The following is a 16391-nucleotide window of genomic DNA, read 5'->3' on the forward strand; positions in this document are numbered from 1 at the left end:
CCGCCGGCCCCGCCCCGCTCACCGCGGCCGCCTTGACCGCGGTGGTCGAGGACAGCTCGATCAAGGGACGGGCCAGCCCGCCGAGCGCCGCGTCGAGGACCTGGCGGGTGCCCGAGCCCTTCTCCCGCAGGATCAGCGGGGTCGTCGCGAGCTCCGACGCCTCCAGCGAGCGCCGGCGCCGCGCCCAGGCGTGGCCCGGAGCTGTCACCACGATCAGGTTGTCGTGGGCGATGACCACGGAGTCCAGCCCCGTCGGAACGGTCAGCCCCTCCACGAACCCCAGGTCCGCCTCGTCCGCCAGCAGCCGCTCCGCCACCGCCGCCGAGTTCCCGGCGAGCAGCGAGACCGCCGTGTCCGGCCGCTGGGCGCGCAGCGCGAGCAGCCAGCCCGGCAGCAGGTACTCCGCGATCGTCATGCTCGCCGCCACCCGCAGCCGCGAGTCACGCCGGTCCCGCAACGCCTGCGCACCCACGTCGAAGGCCTCCGCGGCCTCCACGATGCGCCGCGCCCAGTCCGTCACCAGCGCCCCGGCGTCCGTGAGCCGGGATCCCCTCGGTGACCTGTCCACCAGGGCCACACCCAGCTGGCGTTCCATCGAGCGGATCCGGCTGCTCGCCGCCGGCTGTGTGATGCCGAGTTCGCGCGCCGCCCCGCCCAGACTGCCGAGCCGCGCCACCGCCAGCAACAGCTCCAGCGCACCTAGATCCGGGACGCGATGTGCCAGGGGTCCCGCGCGAAACTGCCCCTCCGACGCCTGAGTCATAAGCCCAGTTTATGTCGCCATAGAGGCAGACTCCCTGGTGGTGAGCAACCCACGCAGCGACCCTGAGCGCATGGTCACCGCCGTCCGTCATCTCGGACCCAACTGGTACGCGTCCGTCATGGGCACCGCCGCCGTCGCCACCGCCGGAGCCGGACTGCCGCTGCACCTCCCCGGCCTGCGTACCGCCTGCACGGCCGTCTGGGCCCTCTCCCTGGCCCTGCTCGTCACCCTGCTCGGCGCCCGTGCCCTGCACTGGACCCACCACCGCGACCAGGCCCGCGCCCACCTCCTCGACCCGGCCACCGCGCCCTTCTACGGCTGTCTGGCCATGGCCCTGTCGGCCGTCGGCGGCGGTGCGGTCACCGTGGGCCGGGACTGGATCGGGGTCCAAGCGGCGGTCGCACTCGATGCCGTCCTTTTCACCGCCGGTACGGTCATCGGGCTGGCGGCCGCCGTCGCCGTCCCGTACCTCATGGCCGTACGCCACCGCACAGACCCGTCCCAGGCCACGCCCGTGTGGCTGCTGCCGCTCGTCGCGCCCATGGTGTCCGCCGCGCTCGGGCCGCTCCTCGTGCCGCATCTGCCGCCCGGGCAGGCCCGGGAGACCCTGCTGCTCGCCTGCTTCGCGATGTTCGGGCTGAGTCTGCTCGCCACGCTGCTGATGCTGCCGCTGGTCTTCGCCCGGCTGATCGCGGGCGGGTCCCTGCCCCTCGCCCTCACTCCGACCCTGTTCCTGGTGCTGGGCCCGCTCGGGCAGTCCACCACCGCCGTCGGCACGTTCGCCGACGTCGCCCCCGGCGTGGTCCCGGCTCCGTACAGCCAGGCCTTCGGCGTTCTCGCGGTGCTCTACGGTGTGCCCGTCATGGGCTTCGCGCTCCTGTGGTTCGGGCTCGCCACCGCCCACGTGCTGCGGGCTCGGCGGCACGGCATGGGGTTCGCGATGACGTGGTGGGCGTTCACCTTCCCGGTCGGCACCTGTGTCACCGGTGCCGCGGCACTCGCCCGGCACACCGGGCTCGTGGTCTACGGCTGGGTCTCCATCGGGCTGTATGCCGTGCTCGTCGGCGCCTGGGCCGTCACCGCCGTGTGCACCACCCGCGGTCTGCTCAGCGGTGCGCTGCTCGCAGGGCCTCGGACAGCACCCGCGGTGCCTCGGCCAGTGACGGGCCGTACCACGTCAGGTGCCGTCCGCTGACGAGTGCACAGGGCAGGCCGGCGAACGCCTCCGGGCCGTCGTCGGCCGTGAAACGGTACGGCTCGTCGGGGAGGACGACGATGTCCGGGGCCGCTGCCCGCAGGTCGTCCAGGGGGATGCGCGGGTAGCGGTCCTCGTGCGCCGCGTACCGGTGGTCCACACCGAGGCGGGCCAGTACGTCGCCCGCGAAGGTCTCGCGGCCGAGCACCATCCAGGGGCGCCGCCAGATCGGGACCACGGCCGTCGTACGGCGTTCCGGGGCCGGCAGCGCCGACCAGGTCCGTTCCGCCTCGTCCAGCCAGCGCGGGTGGGCCGTCACCCCGCAGGCGTCCAGCACCCGCGCCAGTTCCCGGAAGGCCCCCGGGACCTCCCGCACCTCGGTCACCAGGACCTGGATGCCGGCCGCGCGGAGGGCGGCGAGGTCGGGCCCGCGGTTCTCCTCCTCGTTGGCGATCACCAGGTCGGGGGCGAGGGCGAGGATCCGGTCGATCTTGGGGTTCTTGGTGCCGCCGACGCGGGTGACGTCCAGGTCGGCCGGGTGGCTGCACCAGTCCGTGGCGCCGACGAGGGCGCCGGGGGCCGAGACGGCCACGGCCTCCGTCAGGGACGGCACCAGGGAGACGACGCGCATCAGCGCCCCGGCCGGTCCCGGACGGCCTCGATGTGCTCCGCCACCGCCACGACGACCACGCGCGTGTCCGGCACGGTCGCCCGCCAGCGGTGACGCACCCCGCCGGTGAGGTACAGGGTGTCGCCGCGGCCGAGGCGGTAGGCGCGGCCCTCCGCCTCGATCTCCACCGCGCCGTCGGCGACGTACATCAACTGGTCGTTGCGGTACTGGAATTCACGGCCCGCGTCATGGTCGCCGGTGAACTCGGAGGCATGCATCTGATGGTGACCGCGCACCAGGGAACGCACCCGGGGCTCCGGCGCCAGCTCCGTGCCGTCGGCCCGCACCACGTCGACGCTGCACGCCGGGTCGGCCGCGGCGAGGAGTTCGACGGCTGTCGTACGCAGCGCGTCGGCGACCTTTTCCAGGGAGCTTCTGCTGGGGCGTGCCCGGTCGTTCTCGACCTGGCTCAGGAAGGGCACCGACAGGCCGCTGCGCTCGGCGACGACGGCAAGGGTGAGATCCAGCGCGCGACGCCGCCGCCGTACGGCCGCGCCCACTCGAAGGGACTGTTCTTTGTGGTCGCCCATCGCTCTGGCTCCCTCCTTCGCTCGTAGGTCCGATGTCCTCGCGCCCGCCTCCCGGCGCACACCTTCTGTTGAGTTCTCTGCACCCTACGCATGTTCGGCAAACCGTTTCATGCGCCCGTCACATCGACGCCACATCAGGGGGAGTACGACCCATCGGTTCGCGCCAGTGGGATCGGCTCCCCGAACGTGTCGGCCGCCCGCGCGGCACCGCTGACTCCCGCTCAGCACGAGTACCCGTGTTCATTTCAATGCTGCGGCGGCCTCCTGTGTTCCCTCGTGGTTGCGGGTGGAGTGCCTGGCCAGGGCCGAAGGGCTCGGGGGGCGACGTAGCGCTCTGTGGTTGGCCGGATCCTTCTCGTAGGCGCGGAGGGGCTCGGTCCGGTCAATGGCGCCGGTGACGCAGACAGAACCGGGTGCGGGATTCACGTACGCATGAATCCCGCACCCGGTGCATTTTTCTACTTCAGGGCCTGTGAAGCTATCCCGTCACAGGCGCCAGCTTGTCCTCGATCCCCGGACGGGTGTCCATCCAACGGCGTGCGGACTCCTTCTCGTTTCCGGCGCCGCCCTTCTGGATCTCCACCTCCAGCGAGGCGAGTTGCTCCTCGGTCAGCTTGAAGTTCTTCAGCCAGCCGTTCAGTTCGGGGAACTCCCGGCCGAAGCCCTTCTTGGCCACGGTGTGGATCTGCTCGCCCTGGCCCCAGGCGCCCTCGGGGTCCTTGAGCTTCTTCAGGTCGTACTTGCCGTACGCCCAGTGCGGCGACCACAGCGTCACCACGACGGGCTCACGCTTCTTGATCGACCGGTCGAGCTCCGCGAGCATCGAGGAAGTGCTGGACGACACGACCTTGTACTCGCCGTCCAGGCCGTACGCCTTCAGCACCGACTTGTTCAGCGTGCCCATCATCCCGGCGCTCGCCTCGATGCCGATGATCTTCCCGCCGAACTCCTCGCCCCGGCCCTTCAGATCCGCCAGCGAATCGACACCCTTCACATACGACGGAACCGTCAACTCCAACGAGGTCGGCCCGTACCACGCGCCAAGGTCGTCCAACTGCCCCTTGAACCGGTCCACATACTCCTTGTGCGTGGTCGGCAGCCAGCCGTCCAGCTGCACATCCATCTGCCCCTGCGCCAGCGAGGTGTAGAGCGGGCCGGGATCGAGTTGCTCGACGTTCGGCTTGTAGCCGCGGTCCTCGAGGATGTTCTGCCACAGATAGGTGGCGGCGATGGCCTCGTCCCACGGGAAGTAGCCGATGTCCACGGCCCTGCCCGCGTCCCTGCCCTGCTTCTTCGCGCCGCCGGCGACCGGGGCGAGCTTGTCGACCAGGCCGGGGTTCTTCTTCAGCCAGGTGCGCACGCCGTCCTGTTCCTGGCCCTCGCCCGCGGCGCGGATGTCGTTCTCCAGGCTGGTCAGCTGCGTCTCGGTGAGCTTGAAGCCCTTCAGCCACTTCGCGACGGTCGGGTTCTTCTTGTCGAAGCCCTTGTGCGCGACGGTGTGGATCTGCTCGCCCTTGCCCCAGGCGCCCTCGGGGTCCTTGAGCTTCTTCAGGTCGTACTTGCCGTACGCCCAGTGCGGCGACCACAGCGTCACGACCACGGGCTCACGCTTCTTGATCGACCGGTCCAGCTCCGCGAGCATCGACGACGTACTCGACGAGACCACCTTGTACTCGCCGTCCAGGCCGTACGCCTTCAACACCGACTTGTTCAGCGTGCCCATCATCCCGGCGCTCGCCTCGATGCCGATGATCTTCCCGCCGAACTTCTTCCCCTGGCCCTTCAGGTCAGCGAGCGAGTCGATGCCCTTCACATACGACGGAACCGTCAGCTCCAGCGACGTGGGCCCGTACCAGGCGCCGAGATCGTCGAGCTGGGAGCTGTACTTGTCCCAGTACGCCTTGTGCGTGGTCGGCAGCCAGGCGTCGGTCTGGAAGTCGATGTCGCCGCGGGCCACGCCCGAGTAGAGCGGGCCGGGATCGAGCTGCTTGACGTCGGTCTCGTAGCCGCGCTGCTCAAGGAGCTCCTTCCACAGGTACGTGGTGGCGGTGCCCTCGTCCCAGGGGATGTAGCCGAGGTTGATCTTCTCGCCCTGGCCCACGTTCGTGCTGTTCCCGGCGGCGGTCTGCTCGCCGCCGCCGGAGCCGGCCTGGTTCATGCCGCCGGCGACGAGGGCGAGGACCACGACGCCGACGACCGCGACCGCGCCGCCGGGCTTGTAGTGCGCGAGCCTGAAGCGGCCCGCGGCAGCGACCGCCGCCTTGGCCGCGGCCCGGCGGCCGAGCGGGGAAACCCGCTGGCCCAGCGCACCGGTCATCCGGTCCAGGTACATCGCGAGGACGACGACGGCCACACCGCTCTCGGCGGCCAGGCCGACCTTGAGCTGGGTGATGGCGGAGTAGACCTGCTCACCGAGGCCGCCGGCACCGGCCATGCCGCCGATGACGACCATCGACAGGGCCAGCATGATCACCTGGTTGACGCCGGCCATGATCGTCGGCAGCGCGAGCGGCAGCTGGACGCGTGCGAGCGTGGTGCGCGGGCTGGTGCCGAACGCCTCGGCCGCCTCGATCAGTTCGCCGTCCACCTGCCGGATGCCCAGCTCGGTCATCCGCACGCCCGGGGGCATGGCGAAGATGATCGTCGCGAGGAGGCCGGGGGTGGTGCCGACGCCGAAGAACATGACGCCGGGGATGAGGTAGATGAAGGCCGGCATCGTCTGCATGACGTCCAGCACCGGCCGCAGCTGGGCGCTGACCCGGTTGCTGCGGGCGGCCCAGATGCCCAGCGGCACCGCGAACACGACGGTGATGACCGCGGCGACGAGGACGAGCGAGAGCGTGTCCATCGCGTCGTCCCACAGACCGAGCGAGTCGATCAGGGCGAGGCCGACGAAGGCCAGGGTGCCGGGCAGCAGACCGCGCAGCCAGCACGCGATCACGGCGAGAATGCCGGCCATCAGCAGCGGCTCGCCGCCGCCGAGGACGGCGTCCACTCCGTCGTACATGCCGCCGAGGACGGCCTTGACGATGTCGAAAACCCAGGTCAGGTGAGACTGCAGCCAGTCCACCGCGGTTTCGATCCAGTCTCCGAAGTGGATCCTAGGCATTGGCGATCACCATCCCGTCGCGGGTGCCGCGCGGGTTGTCGCAGGGCTCGGGCTCGCCCTGCTGGTCGCCGAGGAATCCGACGAGGCGTTGTCGGGGTATGCGACCGACGAGCTTCCCCTTCGTGTCGAGGACTGCCACGGGGTGCGTCAGGCGGGCGCTGATCGCGCAGAGTTCGGTGAACGGGGTGTCGGGCGTCGCGGTCTCGCAGCCGCAGCCGGCCTCGTCGCCGCGGACGTCCTCGTCCATGACGGCCGCCGCGGTCAGGACGCGGGAGCGGTCGACGTCCTGGATGAAGGAGGCGACGTAGTCGTTGGCCGGGCGGATCAGGATGTCCTCGGCGCTGCCGGTCTGGACGATGCGGCCGTCGCGCATGACCGCGATGCGGTCGCCGAGGCGCATGGCCTCGTTGAGGTCGTGGGTGATGAAGACGATCGTCTTCTTCAGGGTCTGCTGGAGCTGGAGCAGCTGGTCCTGCATGTCACGGCGGATCAGCGGGTCGAGCGCGCTGAAGGACTCGTCCATGAGGAGCAGGTCGGCGTCGGTGGCGAGCGCGCGGGCGAGGCCCACGCGCTGCTGCATGCCGCCGGACAGCTCATCGGGCCAGGACTTCTCCCAGCCGGCCAGACCGCACAGTTCCAGGGCCTCGGCGGCGCGCTTCTCGCGCTCGGCGCGGGGCACGCCCTGGACACCGAGGCCGTAGGCGGCGTTCTCCAGGACGCTGCGGTGCGGGAACAGCGCGAAGTGCTGGAACACCATGCTGATCTTCTGCGCGCGGACCTCGCGCAGCTCGCGGTCGCCGAGCGCGGTCAGGTCCTGGCCGTCGAAGCGGACGTGACCCGCGGTCGGCTCCAGGAGCCCGTTGAGCATGCGCAGCAAGGTGGACTTGCCGGATCCGGACAGGCCCATGACGACGAAGATCTGGCCCGGTTCCACGGTGAAGGAGGCGTCGATCACGGCGGCGGTGGTGCCGTCGGCGCGCAGCTCCTCCCGGTCGGCTCCGTGGCGGAGCCGCTCGACAGCCTCGTCCGGTCGTCTGCCGAACACTTTGTAGAGGTGTTCGGCCTCAAGCCTGGTTGACACGGGTACCTCTTGTCTCGACGGCCAATGAAGAGAGCGACGTGCGCAACAGTTGAATGCGCAAGCGCGTCGCTCCGGGCGGGGCGCCTGCCCTCGTTCCCTGATTGCAAACGCACAAGTGGTCCAGCCCACAGTGCACGCGCACACCGCAACGCGTTGCGCACCGAAGAGCGGCTGTCTGCGCACGCACCCACGCCGTCTGCGCACCGGCGGGCCGGTGTCAGTGGCGTACGGCATGATGCGTGGCGTGACCGGACGACTGATGCTCCTCGACACCGCCTCGCTCTACTTCCGCGCCTACTTCGGCGTCCCGGACTCCGTGAAGGCCCCGGACGGCACACCGGTGAACGCCGTGCGCGGGCTCCTCGACTTCATCGACCGCCTGGTCAAGGACCACCGCCCGGACGCGCTGGTGGCCTGCATGGACGCCGACTGGCGGCCCCAGTGGCGGGTCGAGCTGATCCCTTCCTACAAGGCGCACCGGGTCGCCGAGGAGCACGAGGTCGGGCCGGACGAGGAGGAGGTGCCCGACACCCTCTCGCCGCAGGTGCCGGTCATCGAGGCCGTCCTCGACGCGCTCGGCATCGCGCGCGTGGGGGTCGAGGGGTACGAGGCGGACGACGTGATCGGCACGTTCACCGCGCGGGCGAAGGGCCCGGTCGACATTGTCACCGGCGACCGCGACCTCTACCAGCTGGTGGACGACGCGCGCGGGGTGCGGGTGCTGTATCCGCTCAAGGGCGTGGGCACCCTGCAGCTCACCGACGAGGCGTGGCTGCGCGAGAAGTACGGCGTCGACGGCCGGGGGTACGCGGATCTGGCGCTGCTGCGCGGCGACCCGAGCGACGGTCTGCCGGGCGTGCCCGGCATCGGTGAGAAGACGGCCGCGAAGCTGCTGGCCGAGTTCGGCGACGTGGCCGGGATCATGGCGGCGGTCGACGACCCGAAGGCGAAGCTGACGCCCTCGCAGCGCAAGCGGCTGGACGAGTCGCGGCCGTACGTCGCCGTCGCGCCGACCGTGGTGCGGGTCGCGGCCGACGTCCCGCTGCCCGACGTCGACACTGCGCTGCCGCGTGCGCCCCGGGATTCGGCGGGGCTGGACGAGCTGGCGATGCGGTGGGGGCTCGGCGGTTCGCTGCAGCGGCTGCTTGTGACGCTGGGGGCGTGAAGGGGGTCCCGAGGCAGCGCATGGGGTTCCTGGCTCGGGGAATTCGTTCCTTGTGTGCGCGTATATGCGCCCTTTCATGAACGAGCCGTAGCGAGTCATAGCGGCATTCACTGAAGGGAGGTGCTAACTTAGGTAAACCTAAGCTTGGAACGAGGGAGGCCAGTGATGGCACTACGCCCTGCCCGCAAGCCGCGGAAGCCCCACTCCGCGCAGGTCGTCCGTACCGAACGGCTGACCCCACACATGCAGCGTGTGGTGCTGGGCGGCGAGGGGCTCGCCGACTTCGCGGCGGACACCTGCACGGACCACTACGTGAAGATGCTGTTCTCCCCCGAGGGCGTGAGCTACCCCGAGCCCTTCGACCTGGAGCGCATCCGCGAGGAGCTGCCGCGCGAGCAGTGGCCGGTGACGCGGACGTACACCGTGCGGGCCTGGGACCCCGAGCACCGTGAACTGACCCTGGACTTCGTGCTCCACGGCGACGAGGGCCTGGCCGGCCCGTGGGCGATGCGCGCCCAGCCCGGCGAGACCGTGCGCTTCATGGGGCCGGGCGGCGCCTACGCCCCTGACCCTGACGCCGACTGGCATCTGCTCGTCGGGGACGAGAGCGCGCTGCCCGCGATCGCCCGCTCCCTGGAGTCGCTGCCCGACGGCGCCACGGCGTACGCGTTCGTGGAGATCGCCGGCCCCGAGGAGGAGCAGAAGATCGACTCCGACGTGGAGGTCATCTGGCTGCACCGCGGCTCCCGTCCTGTCGGTGAGGCGCTGGTCGAGGCCGTGCGCGCGCTGGAGTGCCCCGAGGGCCGGGTGCACGCCTTCGTGCACGGCGAGGCGCACTTCGTGAAGGAGCTGCGCCAGCTGCTGCGGGTCGAGCGCGGCATGTCCCGCGAGGACCTGTCGATCTCCGGTTACTGGCGGCTCGGCCACGACGAGGACGGCTGGCAGGCCTCCAAGCGGGACTGGAACGCACGGATCGAGGCGGAGCAGGAGGGGGCGGCGCCGGCGGCGTAGCCCTGCGTGGATCCAGAGGGGCGGCACCTTCACAGGAGCCGCCCCTTCACTGTGCCCAGGGGCGCTCCATGGCTCAGGACGTCCCGCCGGTCGCCGTGACCGCAGGTGACCGAACGGCCCACGGACATCGCGCAGTTGAGCGGATGAAAGTCGGCCATGCGCCCCATCGGGGCGGGCGCCTGCGACGGCGCCATGAAGGCGGGGAACAGGCCGGCCGAGCGTGACTTGATCTTCATGCCGGAGTCCGCGAGAGGCCTGCGACTGGCGGCAACCTGCTCTCGCACAGCGGCGCGAGAGTTCCTGTCGGGCGCACCGCCCCCGCCGCCCCTCGCCCCGACCCGCCGCACGACCCTGACGAGCGCTCCCTCGCCACGTTCGGATACCGCCAGGAACTGCACCGCAGCCTCGGCCGGTACGCGTCGTTCGCGGCGGGTTTCTCCTTCATCTCCGTCCTGACGACCGTCTTCCAGTTCTTCGCCTTCGGGAACGCGTTCGGCGGCCCCGTCTTCTTCTCGGCCTGGCCCGCGGTGCTCGTAGGGCAGTCGCTGGTGGCCGCGTGCTTCGCGGAGCTGGCCGCGCGCTACCCGATCTCGGGCGCGATCTACCAGTGGTCCTCGCGCCTGTCGAACGTCACCTTCGGCTGGTTCGCCGGCTGGATCATGGTGATCGGGCAGATCGTGGTGGTCGCGGCGGCGGCGCTCGCGCTGCAGATGGTGCTGCCGGCGCTCTGGTCCGGCTTCCAGCTGATCGGCACCGACCCCGCGCCGACCTCGGCGGACGGCGCGGCCAACACGGCGCTGCTCGGCGTGACCCTGCCGACCCTCACCACAGTCGTGAATCTCCTGGACAACCGAGTGCTGTCGCTGGTCAACCGGGTCGGTGTGACCGCCGAGATCATCGGCGCGGTGCTGACCATCGCGCTGCTGCTGACCCACTCCGAGCGCTCCCCCGGCATCACCTTCCCCACCGAAGGCGCCGCCGGGTCCGGCCTGTTGGGCGTGCTGCTGGTCGGCTCGTTCACGGCGGCCTACGTGATGATCGGCTTCGACAGCGCGGGCGAGATGAGCGAGGAGACGCACCATCCGCGCCGCACCGCGCCCCGCACGATCCTCACCGCGCTGGCCGCCGCCGGCCTGCTCGCCGCCCCCAGCCTCACGGACGGCCGCCTGGCGGTCGACGGCCTGAGCTACGTCCTGACGGGCAAGCCTGGGCGAGGCGTGGGCCAGGTGCTGCCGGCCGACGTGGTGGTGGCGATCACGGTGGCGACCCTCGCCATCCAGACGGCTGCCAGCCGGATGCTGTTCTCCATGGCCCGCGACGGCCAACTCCCGTTCTCCCACCGCCTCGCGAAGGTCGACCGCGCACCGGCATGCCCGGGGCACCCGCCCTGGTCGTCAGCGTCCTCGCGGCCGCCCTGCTGCTCCTCAACTTCGCCTCACCGGAAGCGTTCCTGGCCATCGGCACGACCTGCATCGTCATGCTGTACCTGGCGTACGCGATGGTGACCGGCTCCCTGCTGGTGGCCCGCCTACGCGGACGCTACACGACCGACGGCACCGACGAGGCGAGCAACCGCCTGTTCTCCCTGGGCCGTTGGGGTGTCCCGGTCAACGCCTTGGCCCTGCTCTACGGCCTCGCCATGACCGTCAACCTGGCCTGGCCACGGGCTGCGGTGTACGACCCGGCGGGTGGGCACTGGTATTTCCAGTGATTCACGGTGCTGTTCTTGCTGATCACGGTTGGGGGTGAGGTCCTGTACCGGTGGCGGCGTGCACATCGCGTGCACTCTGTTGGAGAAACTGCTCCAGCTCCGTCATCACCGATTCGATAGTTGCGGCCGTCGTGTCCTCGGCGCCCTCGGGCCTGCCGCGGCGCTCCCACTGCGCGACTCGTCTGACGGGAACTCGGCGACGTGCATGGACAGCCCGGTGAGCGCCGACGGCGCCAGCGGCACATCGCGGTAGCTCTCGGGCGTCTTGAGCGGGCCGAGGTATTGCGGTCCCATGGTTGGTGTACAGAGCGGTTCCTTGGTTGGTGTGCAGAGCTGTTGGACCCTTCGACCCTGCGGCGTAGATAGTCGACGCCGTCCTCGATAACGAACAGCTCCCCGAGACGAAGGCCGCTCGACGCCGCAATCCGCACCAGCGCCTTGTAACAGCGCCGCGCCGCCTCGATGAGTTACGTAGCCATGGCGGGCTCCAATAGTTCGCTGGGCGAACTTGTCGACGGCGGTGATAGCCATGGCAGGGCGAGGCGGTAGAGCAGGGCACAGTCGGCGCTCCTCCGGCTCCTCGGAGCCCCCGGCGGACCGGGGCCCTGCGGGTCGTCGATCGGCAGGAAGACGGCCGCCCGGTCGTCGGGGAACGCGGCCGCTCGATCCTAGGTACCGCCGGACCTGTCGCTTCGCCCGCGGCGCACGTCCGTGGTGCGATGGAACTGGGGGCGGAAAGGAGAGCGATCATGCCCGCAGCGAAGCGAACGAGTGTCGCCGCCTCGGTGACGGTCCGCCCGCTGGTTGAGCCGGACCTGGATCGGGCCGACGAGATCTTCAGGGTCGCCTTCGGCACCTTCCTCGGGGCCCCTGAGCCGGAGACGTTCTTCGGGACCGCCGACTATGTCCGCACCCGCTGGGCGGCAGATCCACACGCGGCCTTCGCAGCGACCGTCGAGGGCGAGGTCGTCGGATCGAACTTCGCCGCCAACTGGGGCAGCGTCGGGTTCTTCGGCCCGCTGACCGTACGTCCGGATCTGTGGGACCAGGGCATCGGCAGGCGCCTCATGGAACCGGTCATGGCCTGCTTCGACACCTGGGAGAACCGCCACCTCGGCCTGTTCACCTTCTCGCACAGTCCCAAGCACCTCGAGCTCTACCGCCGGTATGGTTTCTGGCCCCGATTCCTTACAGCCATCATGAAGAAACAGGTCACCGTCAGTGCCGCAGTCCCCGGCCGAGTGCTGTACGGCGAGCTGACCGCCGCTGAGCGGCCCGACGCACTGAGCCTCAGTCGCGCACTGACGGGGGCCGTGTACGAGGGCCTGAGCTTGGAGCGCGAGATCATGGCCACACAGGCGCAGGGGCTCGGTGACACCATCCTCCTCGAGGGCGCCGACTCCGACCTCGACGGTCTGGCCGTCTGCCACTGCGGAGCGGGGTCGGAGGCCGGTGAGGACGTGTGCTTCGTCAAATTCGGCGCCGTACGCCCTGGCCCGGACGCCGCGGACCGGTTCGAACGACTGCTGAATGCGTGCGAGCAGCTGGCCACCGAGAAGGGACTGGGGCAACTGGACGCCGGAATGAACCTGGCCCGCCAGGATGCCTACCGGCGCATGGTCGACCGCGGTTTCCGTACCTGGCTGCAAGGCGTGACCATGCACAAGCCCAACGAACCTGGCTACAGCCACCCAGACGCCTACGTGATCGACGACTGGCGCTGAGCCCACCGCCATACTCGGCTTCGAGGAAGACCCGATGCCGTCAGGAGACGACATACCGCAGGGATCACGAGACGTCAGCCCCTACGACACCAGGCTTTGACGGTCAGTGATTGAAGCCCAAGGGTGAGCCCCCTTAATACATAGGGGTGCAGACGGCCAGGAAGGGGGGGCCGGCCTCGCCCGCGCCTTTTCGCCTTTTCTGGGATGATCTTGGAATCGCACGGTGTCGTGACCAGGGCGTCAAGGCCGCCCAGGCTTGCGTGCAACCGCGTGCAACTTCGTGGACCGGCCCATTCCCAGCTCCCTACGGTCGTAACCGGTGTCACACACAGTCGGGGAGACGCGATGGCGGGCAGGAAGCAGCAGACGACCATGACGGGTCCCGTGACCCTGACGCTTCCCCTCCCGCATCCTGAACCGGCGCCGGACTGTGACGTGTGCCAGGCGCTGGCCAAACAACGGCAGGAAGCGCGCGACAGCGGCGACCTGTCGGCCGCGACGGACGCCGACGTGGAGATCCGCAACCACCCTCACCGCACGTGGAGCAAGCGGTGACCCGATCGATCCTGCGGTACGTGCAGCATCGCATCACGCAGTACCCCGACACCCGAGGTCACCCCCCAGACGCCGGGGATCGGCCCGGTCCGCGACTCGCCGATCTCGGCGTCAAGGACCTGTCGAGCCTCCTGTGTCCCTACCGGGCAAGGAGCACAGCAGGGTAGGCCGCCTTCGTCAGCTGGTTTGCTTGACCTCTGCCCGCTAAGGGCGTTGCTACGGGGCCGCTCCAGGATCGGCCGACGGAGCGACCCTCCCGTGCGTGCCTCCCCGCCCCGGGGACCGGGCGGGTTAGCGTCCGGCTATGGAGGAAGGGTTGTCCATCGCCGCCAGCGTCCTGTCGATCGTGCTCGGCCTGTGGGGCTGCGGGGCGAGGAGCGGGCCCAGCGAGGGCGCAACGAGCACTCCGCCGAACTTGACGTCCCGGAACGGCTCGGGATCGTGGCACAGGTAGTCGCGCTCATCTGCCTGATCCTGGCCGCCGCCGCTCACCTCTTCGCCCGTACGTCCCTCAGCCGAGAGGCGTACCACGCATTCGACGCCTTCCGCGCAGTGACGTACGTCCTCGCTTGGATCGCCCTCGGTGGCGCGGTGGCAGCCTTCGCGCTGCCATTGCTGATCCGGGGCAGGAGCAGTGGATGGCCGTACGCCCTCTTCATCATTCCGGCCGCCGTCATCCTGATGATGTTCACCTTCCTGCTACGAGAGAGCCGCGCATAGGACCGGGCCGAGAGGTCACCCCATCAACGTTGACTCGCCGATGCCGTTGACCTGCCGGAAACGACCGGCTAGGTCGGCCGGGCCCGCCCGGTCAGTCGCCCTTGACGCGCGCGTGCAGGTGCATATCGTGCCAGCCGTCCGCATGCAGGACGGCGCTGCGCTTGGTGCCCTCCAGCGCGAAGCCCGTCTTGGTCGCCACGCGGCAGGACGCCTCGTTGCGGACGGCGTGCATGAGTTCCAGGCGATGGAAGCCGATGTCGTCCAGGCTCCAGCGGGCCAGGGTGGTCGTCGCTCGGGCGGCGACGCCCAGGCCGCGGGCCTCGACGGCGGTCCAGTAGGCGACCTCGGCCGTGCCCTCGTCGAGCCGTATCTCGCGCAGTGCCACGCGGCCCAGCAGATGGTCGGTGTCCGCGTCCACGACAGCCCACTGCGCGGTCCGCTCCTCCTCCCAGTCCTTGAGCCAGCCCTCGATCCAGCCACCGACCTCCTCCACGGAGTCGGCCTTCTTGGCGTGCCACTGCTGGAGGACGGGGTCCTGGAAAACAGCGTGAACGGCGGGCGCGTCCGTGGCCGTCCAGGGGCGCAGGACCAGGCCGTCACCGGTGGGGATGGTCGGCTGGGCGATGCCGGAGAGGGCGCCTGGGGTGAGGACGGGGTCAGTGAGGAAGGGCATGCACGGCATCCTGCCAACCGGCGCCGCTGGTCCGCGCCGGTCCACTCCGGTCCCCCGCCGAGGACGCCCGGCCCGAGCCGGGGCCCTCGGCTGGGGCCGGCCTGTCAGGACAGGCTGCGTTGTGCGGTGCGGCGTACAGCCTTCGTGGTACGCGGCACCAGTCGCAGAAGCAGGCGGCGCGGATGCATGACGGTCGCCAACGGGGCCGGCCGGACATCCGTGCCGGGCGCGCACTCCACCTGCCACCGGTTCGCGATGGTGGCGAGCGCCAGTGTCGCCTCGGCCAGCGCGTAGGCATCGCCTATGCACTTGCGGGCGCCGGCTCCGAAGGTGGCGAACGACCCGCGGGGCAGATCGGCGGTGCGGTCCGGCAGCCAACGGTCCGGAGTGAAGCCCGTGGGGTCGGCATGAACCGCCGCCTGGCGGTGCACCACCGGCGGGCTGATGACCAGTGTCGTGCCCGGCTCCAGGAGCCGACCGGCCAGTTCCACCCGCGATGCGGTGATTCTCGTGTACAGCCACGCGGGCGGATACAACCGGAGGGATTCGGTGATCATCCGGTTGGTGAAAGGCAGTTCGGGCAGGTCGCTCCAACCTGCCGGGCGCCCGCCGAGCACCGCGTCGGTCTCCTCCTGGACTTGGCGGGCGGCCTCCGGATGCTTGGACAGCAGGTACAGGGTCCAGGTCAGGTTCGCGGCGACGGTCTCGGATCCGCCGAACAGCATGGTGATGACCTGGTCGTGGACCTCCTCGTCGGTCAGGCCCGCCCCGCCCCCCTCGTCGCGGGCGGACACCAGCTTCGACAGCAGATCTCCGTGGTCCTGGTCGCCGCGCCGGTAGTCCGCGATGATGCGGTCCACCGTGCCGTGCAGGTGCTCCAGTGCCTGCTCGTAGCGGCGGTTCGCGGGCAGGGGCAGTCGCTGCCAGGCCCTTGGCAGGAACATGCGTTGGAAGAGCCCGCCGAGCGCGGTGTCGAAGGAACGCTGGATGCCGTCCACGGCGTCGTCGTCGACGTGGGCGGTGAACAGCGTGCGGACCGCGGTGCGCAAGGTGAAGCCGTACAGCACCGGGAAGGCATCGACGACCTGGCCCGCATGCCAGGACTCGGTCAGCGCGGTGCTCTCCTGTTCCATCACCTCCGCGTACTGCTGGAGCCGTGCCCGGTGGAACGCGGGCTGGAGCAGTCGGCGCTGCCTGCGGTGGTCTCGGTGCGGGCAGCTGCCCAGTCCGTTGCCGACGATGTCCCGGAGCCGGTCGAAGAGCGCGCCGCCCTTGTCGAAGACGCGGTCCTCCATCAGGACTTGCCGCAGCAGTTCGGGATGGCACGGTACGTACGCGCGGGTCGGGCCGATCCGGATCTCGACCAGATCACCGTAAGCGGGCAGCGAGTCGAGGAACTCGACCGGCCGTCGCATCAGCGGGAGCGCGTGACCGACCAGGGGCAGCGCCCCGGGGGCTGCGCTGGTGACGAAGTGGGTGGCCAT

14 protein-coding genes and 1 pseudogene are annotated in these 16391 nt (G+C 70.1%); 7 read left to right on the plus strand and 8 right to left on the minus strand.

Annotation, left to right across the window (positions count from 1 at the left end; all coding sequences use genetic code 11):
* A partial coding sequence (locus tag ADL12_RS35055) for a LysR family transcriptional regulator (protein WP_062710062.1) occupies positions 1-763 on the minus strand: 763 nt, incomplete at its 3' end.
* A gap of 70 nt (positions 764-833) precedes the next feature.
* Here ADL12_RS35055 and ADL12_RS35060 point away from each other — a divergent pair.
* Positions 834-1958 carry a TDT family transporter gene (locus tag ADL12_RS35060; RefSeq protein ID WP_062709949.1) on the plus strand — a complete coding sequence of 375 codons (1125 nt, stop codon included), beginning with the start codon at positions 834-836 and terminating at the stop codon, positions 1956-1958.
* Here the strand turns inward: ADL12_RS35060 and ADL12_RS35065 are convergent.
* The 4 genes from ADL12_RS35065 to ADL12_RS35080 all read right to left on the minus strand — a co-directional run bounded on the left by ADL12_RS35065 (position 1870) and on the right by ADL12_RS35080 (position 7348).
* Entirely contained in the window at positions 1870-2589 is a 720-nt protein-coding gene (locus ADL12_RS35065) for a helical backbone metal receptor (RefSeq protein ID WP_062709952.1), read from the minus strand. The genes ADL12_RS35060 and ADL12_RS35065 overlap by 89 nt on opposite strands.
* A complete protein-coding gene (locus tag ADL12_RS35070) occupies positions 2589-3158 on the minus strand; it encodes a helix-turn-helix domain-containing protein (protein WP_062709954.1) in 570 nt (189 codons plus the stop codon). The genes ADL12_RS35065 and ADL12_RS35070 overlap by 1 nt, the downstream gene beginning before the upstream one ends.
* A 478-nt stretch (positions 3159-3636) precedes the next feature.
* Positions 3637-6267, minus strand: coding sequence for an ABC transporter permease/substrate binding protein (locus ADL12_RS35075; RefSeq protein WP_062709957.1), 2631 nt, complete (start codon positions 6265-6267; stop codon positions 3637-3639).
* Entirely contained in the window at positions 6260-7348 is a 1089-nt protein-coding gene (locus tag ADL12_RS35080; protein WP_062709960.1) for a quaternary amine ABC transporter ATP-binding protein, read from the minus strand. The genes ADL12_RS35075 and ADL12_RS35080 overlap by 8 nt, the downstream gene beginning before the upstream one ends.
* Before the next feature lie 235 nt (positions 7349-7583).
* On the opposite strand from ADL12_RS35080, the gene ADL12_RS35085 reads away from it, so the two are divergent.
* On the plus strand, positions 7584-8513 hold the full coding sequence (locus ADL12_RS35085) for a 5'-3' exonuclease (protein WP_062710065.1): 930 nt from the start codon (positions 7584-7586) through the stop codon (positions 8511-8513).
* Between the two features lie 165 nt (positions 8514-8678).
* A complete protein-coding gene (locus ADL12_RS35090; RefSeq protein ID WP_062709964.1) occupies positions 8679-9524 on the plus strand; it encodes a siderophore-interacting protein in 846 nt (281 codons plus the stop codon).
* Positions 9525-9553: 29 nt separating this feature from the next.
* On the opposite strand, the gene ADL12_RS35095 is transcribed toward ADL12_RS35090, so the two are convergent.
* A complete protein-coding gene (locus ADL12_RS35095; protein ID WP_062709967.1) occupies positions 9554-9760 on the minus strand; it encodes a hypothetical protein in 207 nt (68 codons plus the stop codon).
* Between the two features lie 36 nt (positions 9761-9796).
* Between ADL12_RS35095 and ADL12_RS35100 the strand changes: the two are divergent.
* The 4 genes and pseudogenes from ADL12_RS35100 to ADL12_RS35115 all read left to right on the plus strand — a co-directional run bounded on the left by ADL12_RS35100 (position 9797) and on the right by ADL12_RS35115 (position 14234).
* Positions 9797-11355: pseudogene (locus tag ADL12_RS35100) on the plus strand (amino acid permease).
* A 629-nt stretch (positions 11356-11984) separates the two neighbouring features.
* A complete protein-coding gene (locus ADL12_RS35105) occupies positions 11985-12959 on the plus strand; it encodes a GNAT family N-acetyltransferase (protein ID WP_062709970.1) in 975 nt (324 codons plus the stop codon).
* Between the two features lie 345 nt (positions 12960-13304).
* Entirely contained in the window at positions 13305-13514 is a 210-nt protein-coding gene (locus ADL12_RS35110; RefSeq protein ID WP_062709973.1) for a hypothetical protein, read from the plus strand.
* 357 nt (positions 13515-13871) lie between these two features.
* Positions 13872-14234 (plus strand): hypothetical protein, encoded by a 363-nt coding sequence (locus ADL12_RS35115; RefSeq protein WP_062709976.1) that lies wholly within the window; start codon positions 13872-13874, stop codon positions 14232-14234.
* Positions 14235-14325: 91 nt separating this feature from the next.
* On the opposite strand, the gene ADL12_RS35120 is transcribed toward ADL12_RS35115, so the two are convergent.
* Both ADL12_RS35120 and ADL12_RS35125 read right to left on the minus strand, forming a co-directional pair.
* The gene (locus ADL12_RS35120) at positions 14326-14907 is read right to left on the minus strand and encodes a GNAT family N-acetyltransferase (RefSeq protein WP_062709979.1); all 582 of its coding nucleotides are present in this window, start codon (positions 14905-14907) and stop codon (positions 14326-14328) included.
* Between the two features lie 104 nt (positions 14908-15011).
* The gene (locus ADL12_RS35125) at positions 15012-16391 is read right to left on the minus strand and encodes a cytochrome P450 (RefSeq protein ID WP_062709982.1); all 1380 of its coding nucleotides are present in this window, start codon (positions 16389-16391) and stop codon (positions 15012-15014) included.

The sequence above is a fragment of the Streptomyces regalis genome (assembly GCF_001509475.1).
Taxonomy (GTDB): domain Bacteria; phylum Actinomycetota; class Actinomycetes; order Streptomycetales; family Streptomycetaceae; genus Streptomyces; species Streptomyces regalis.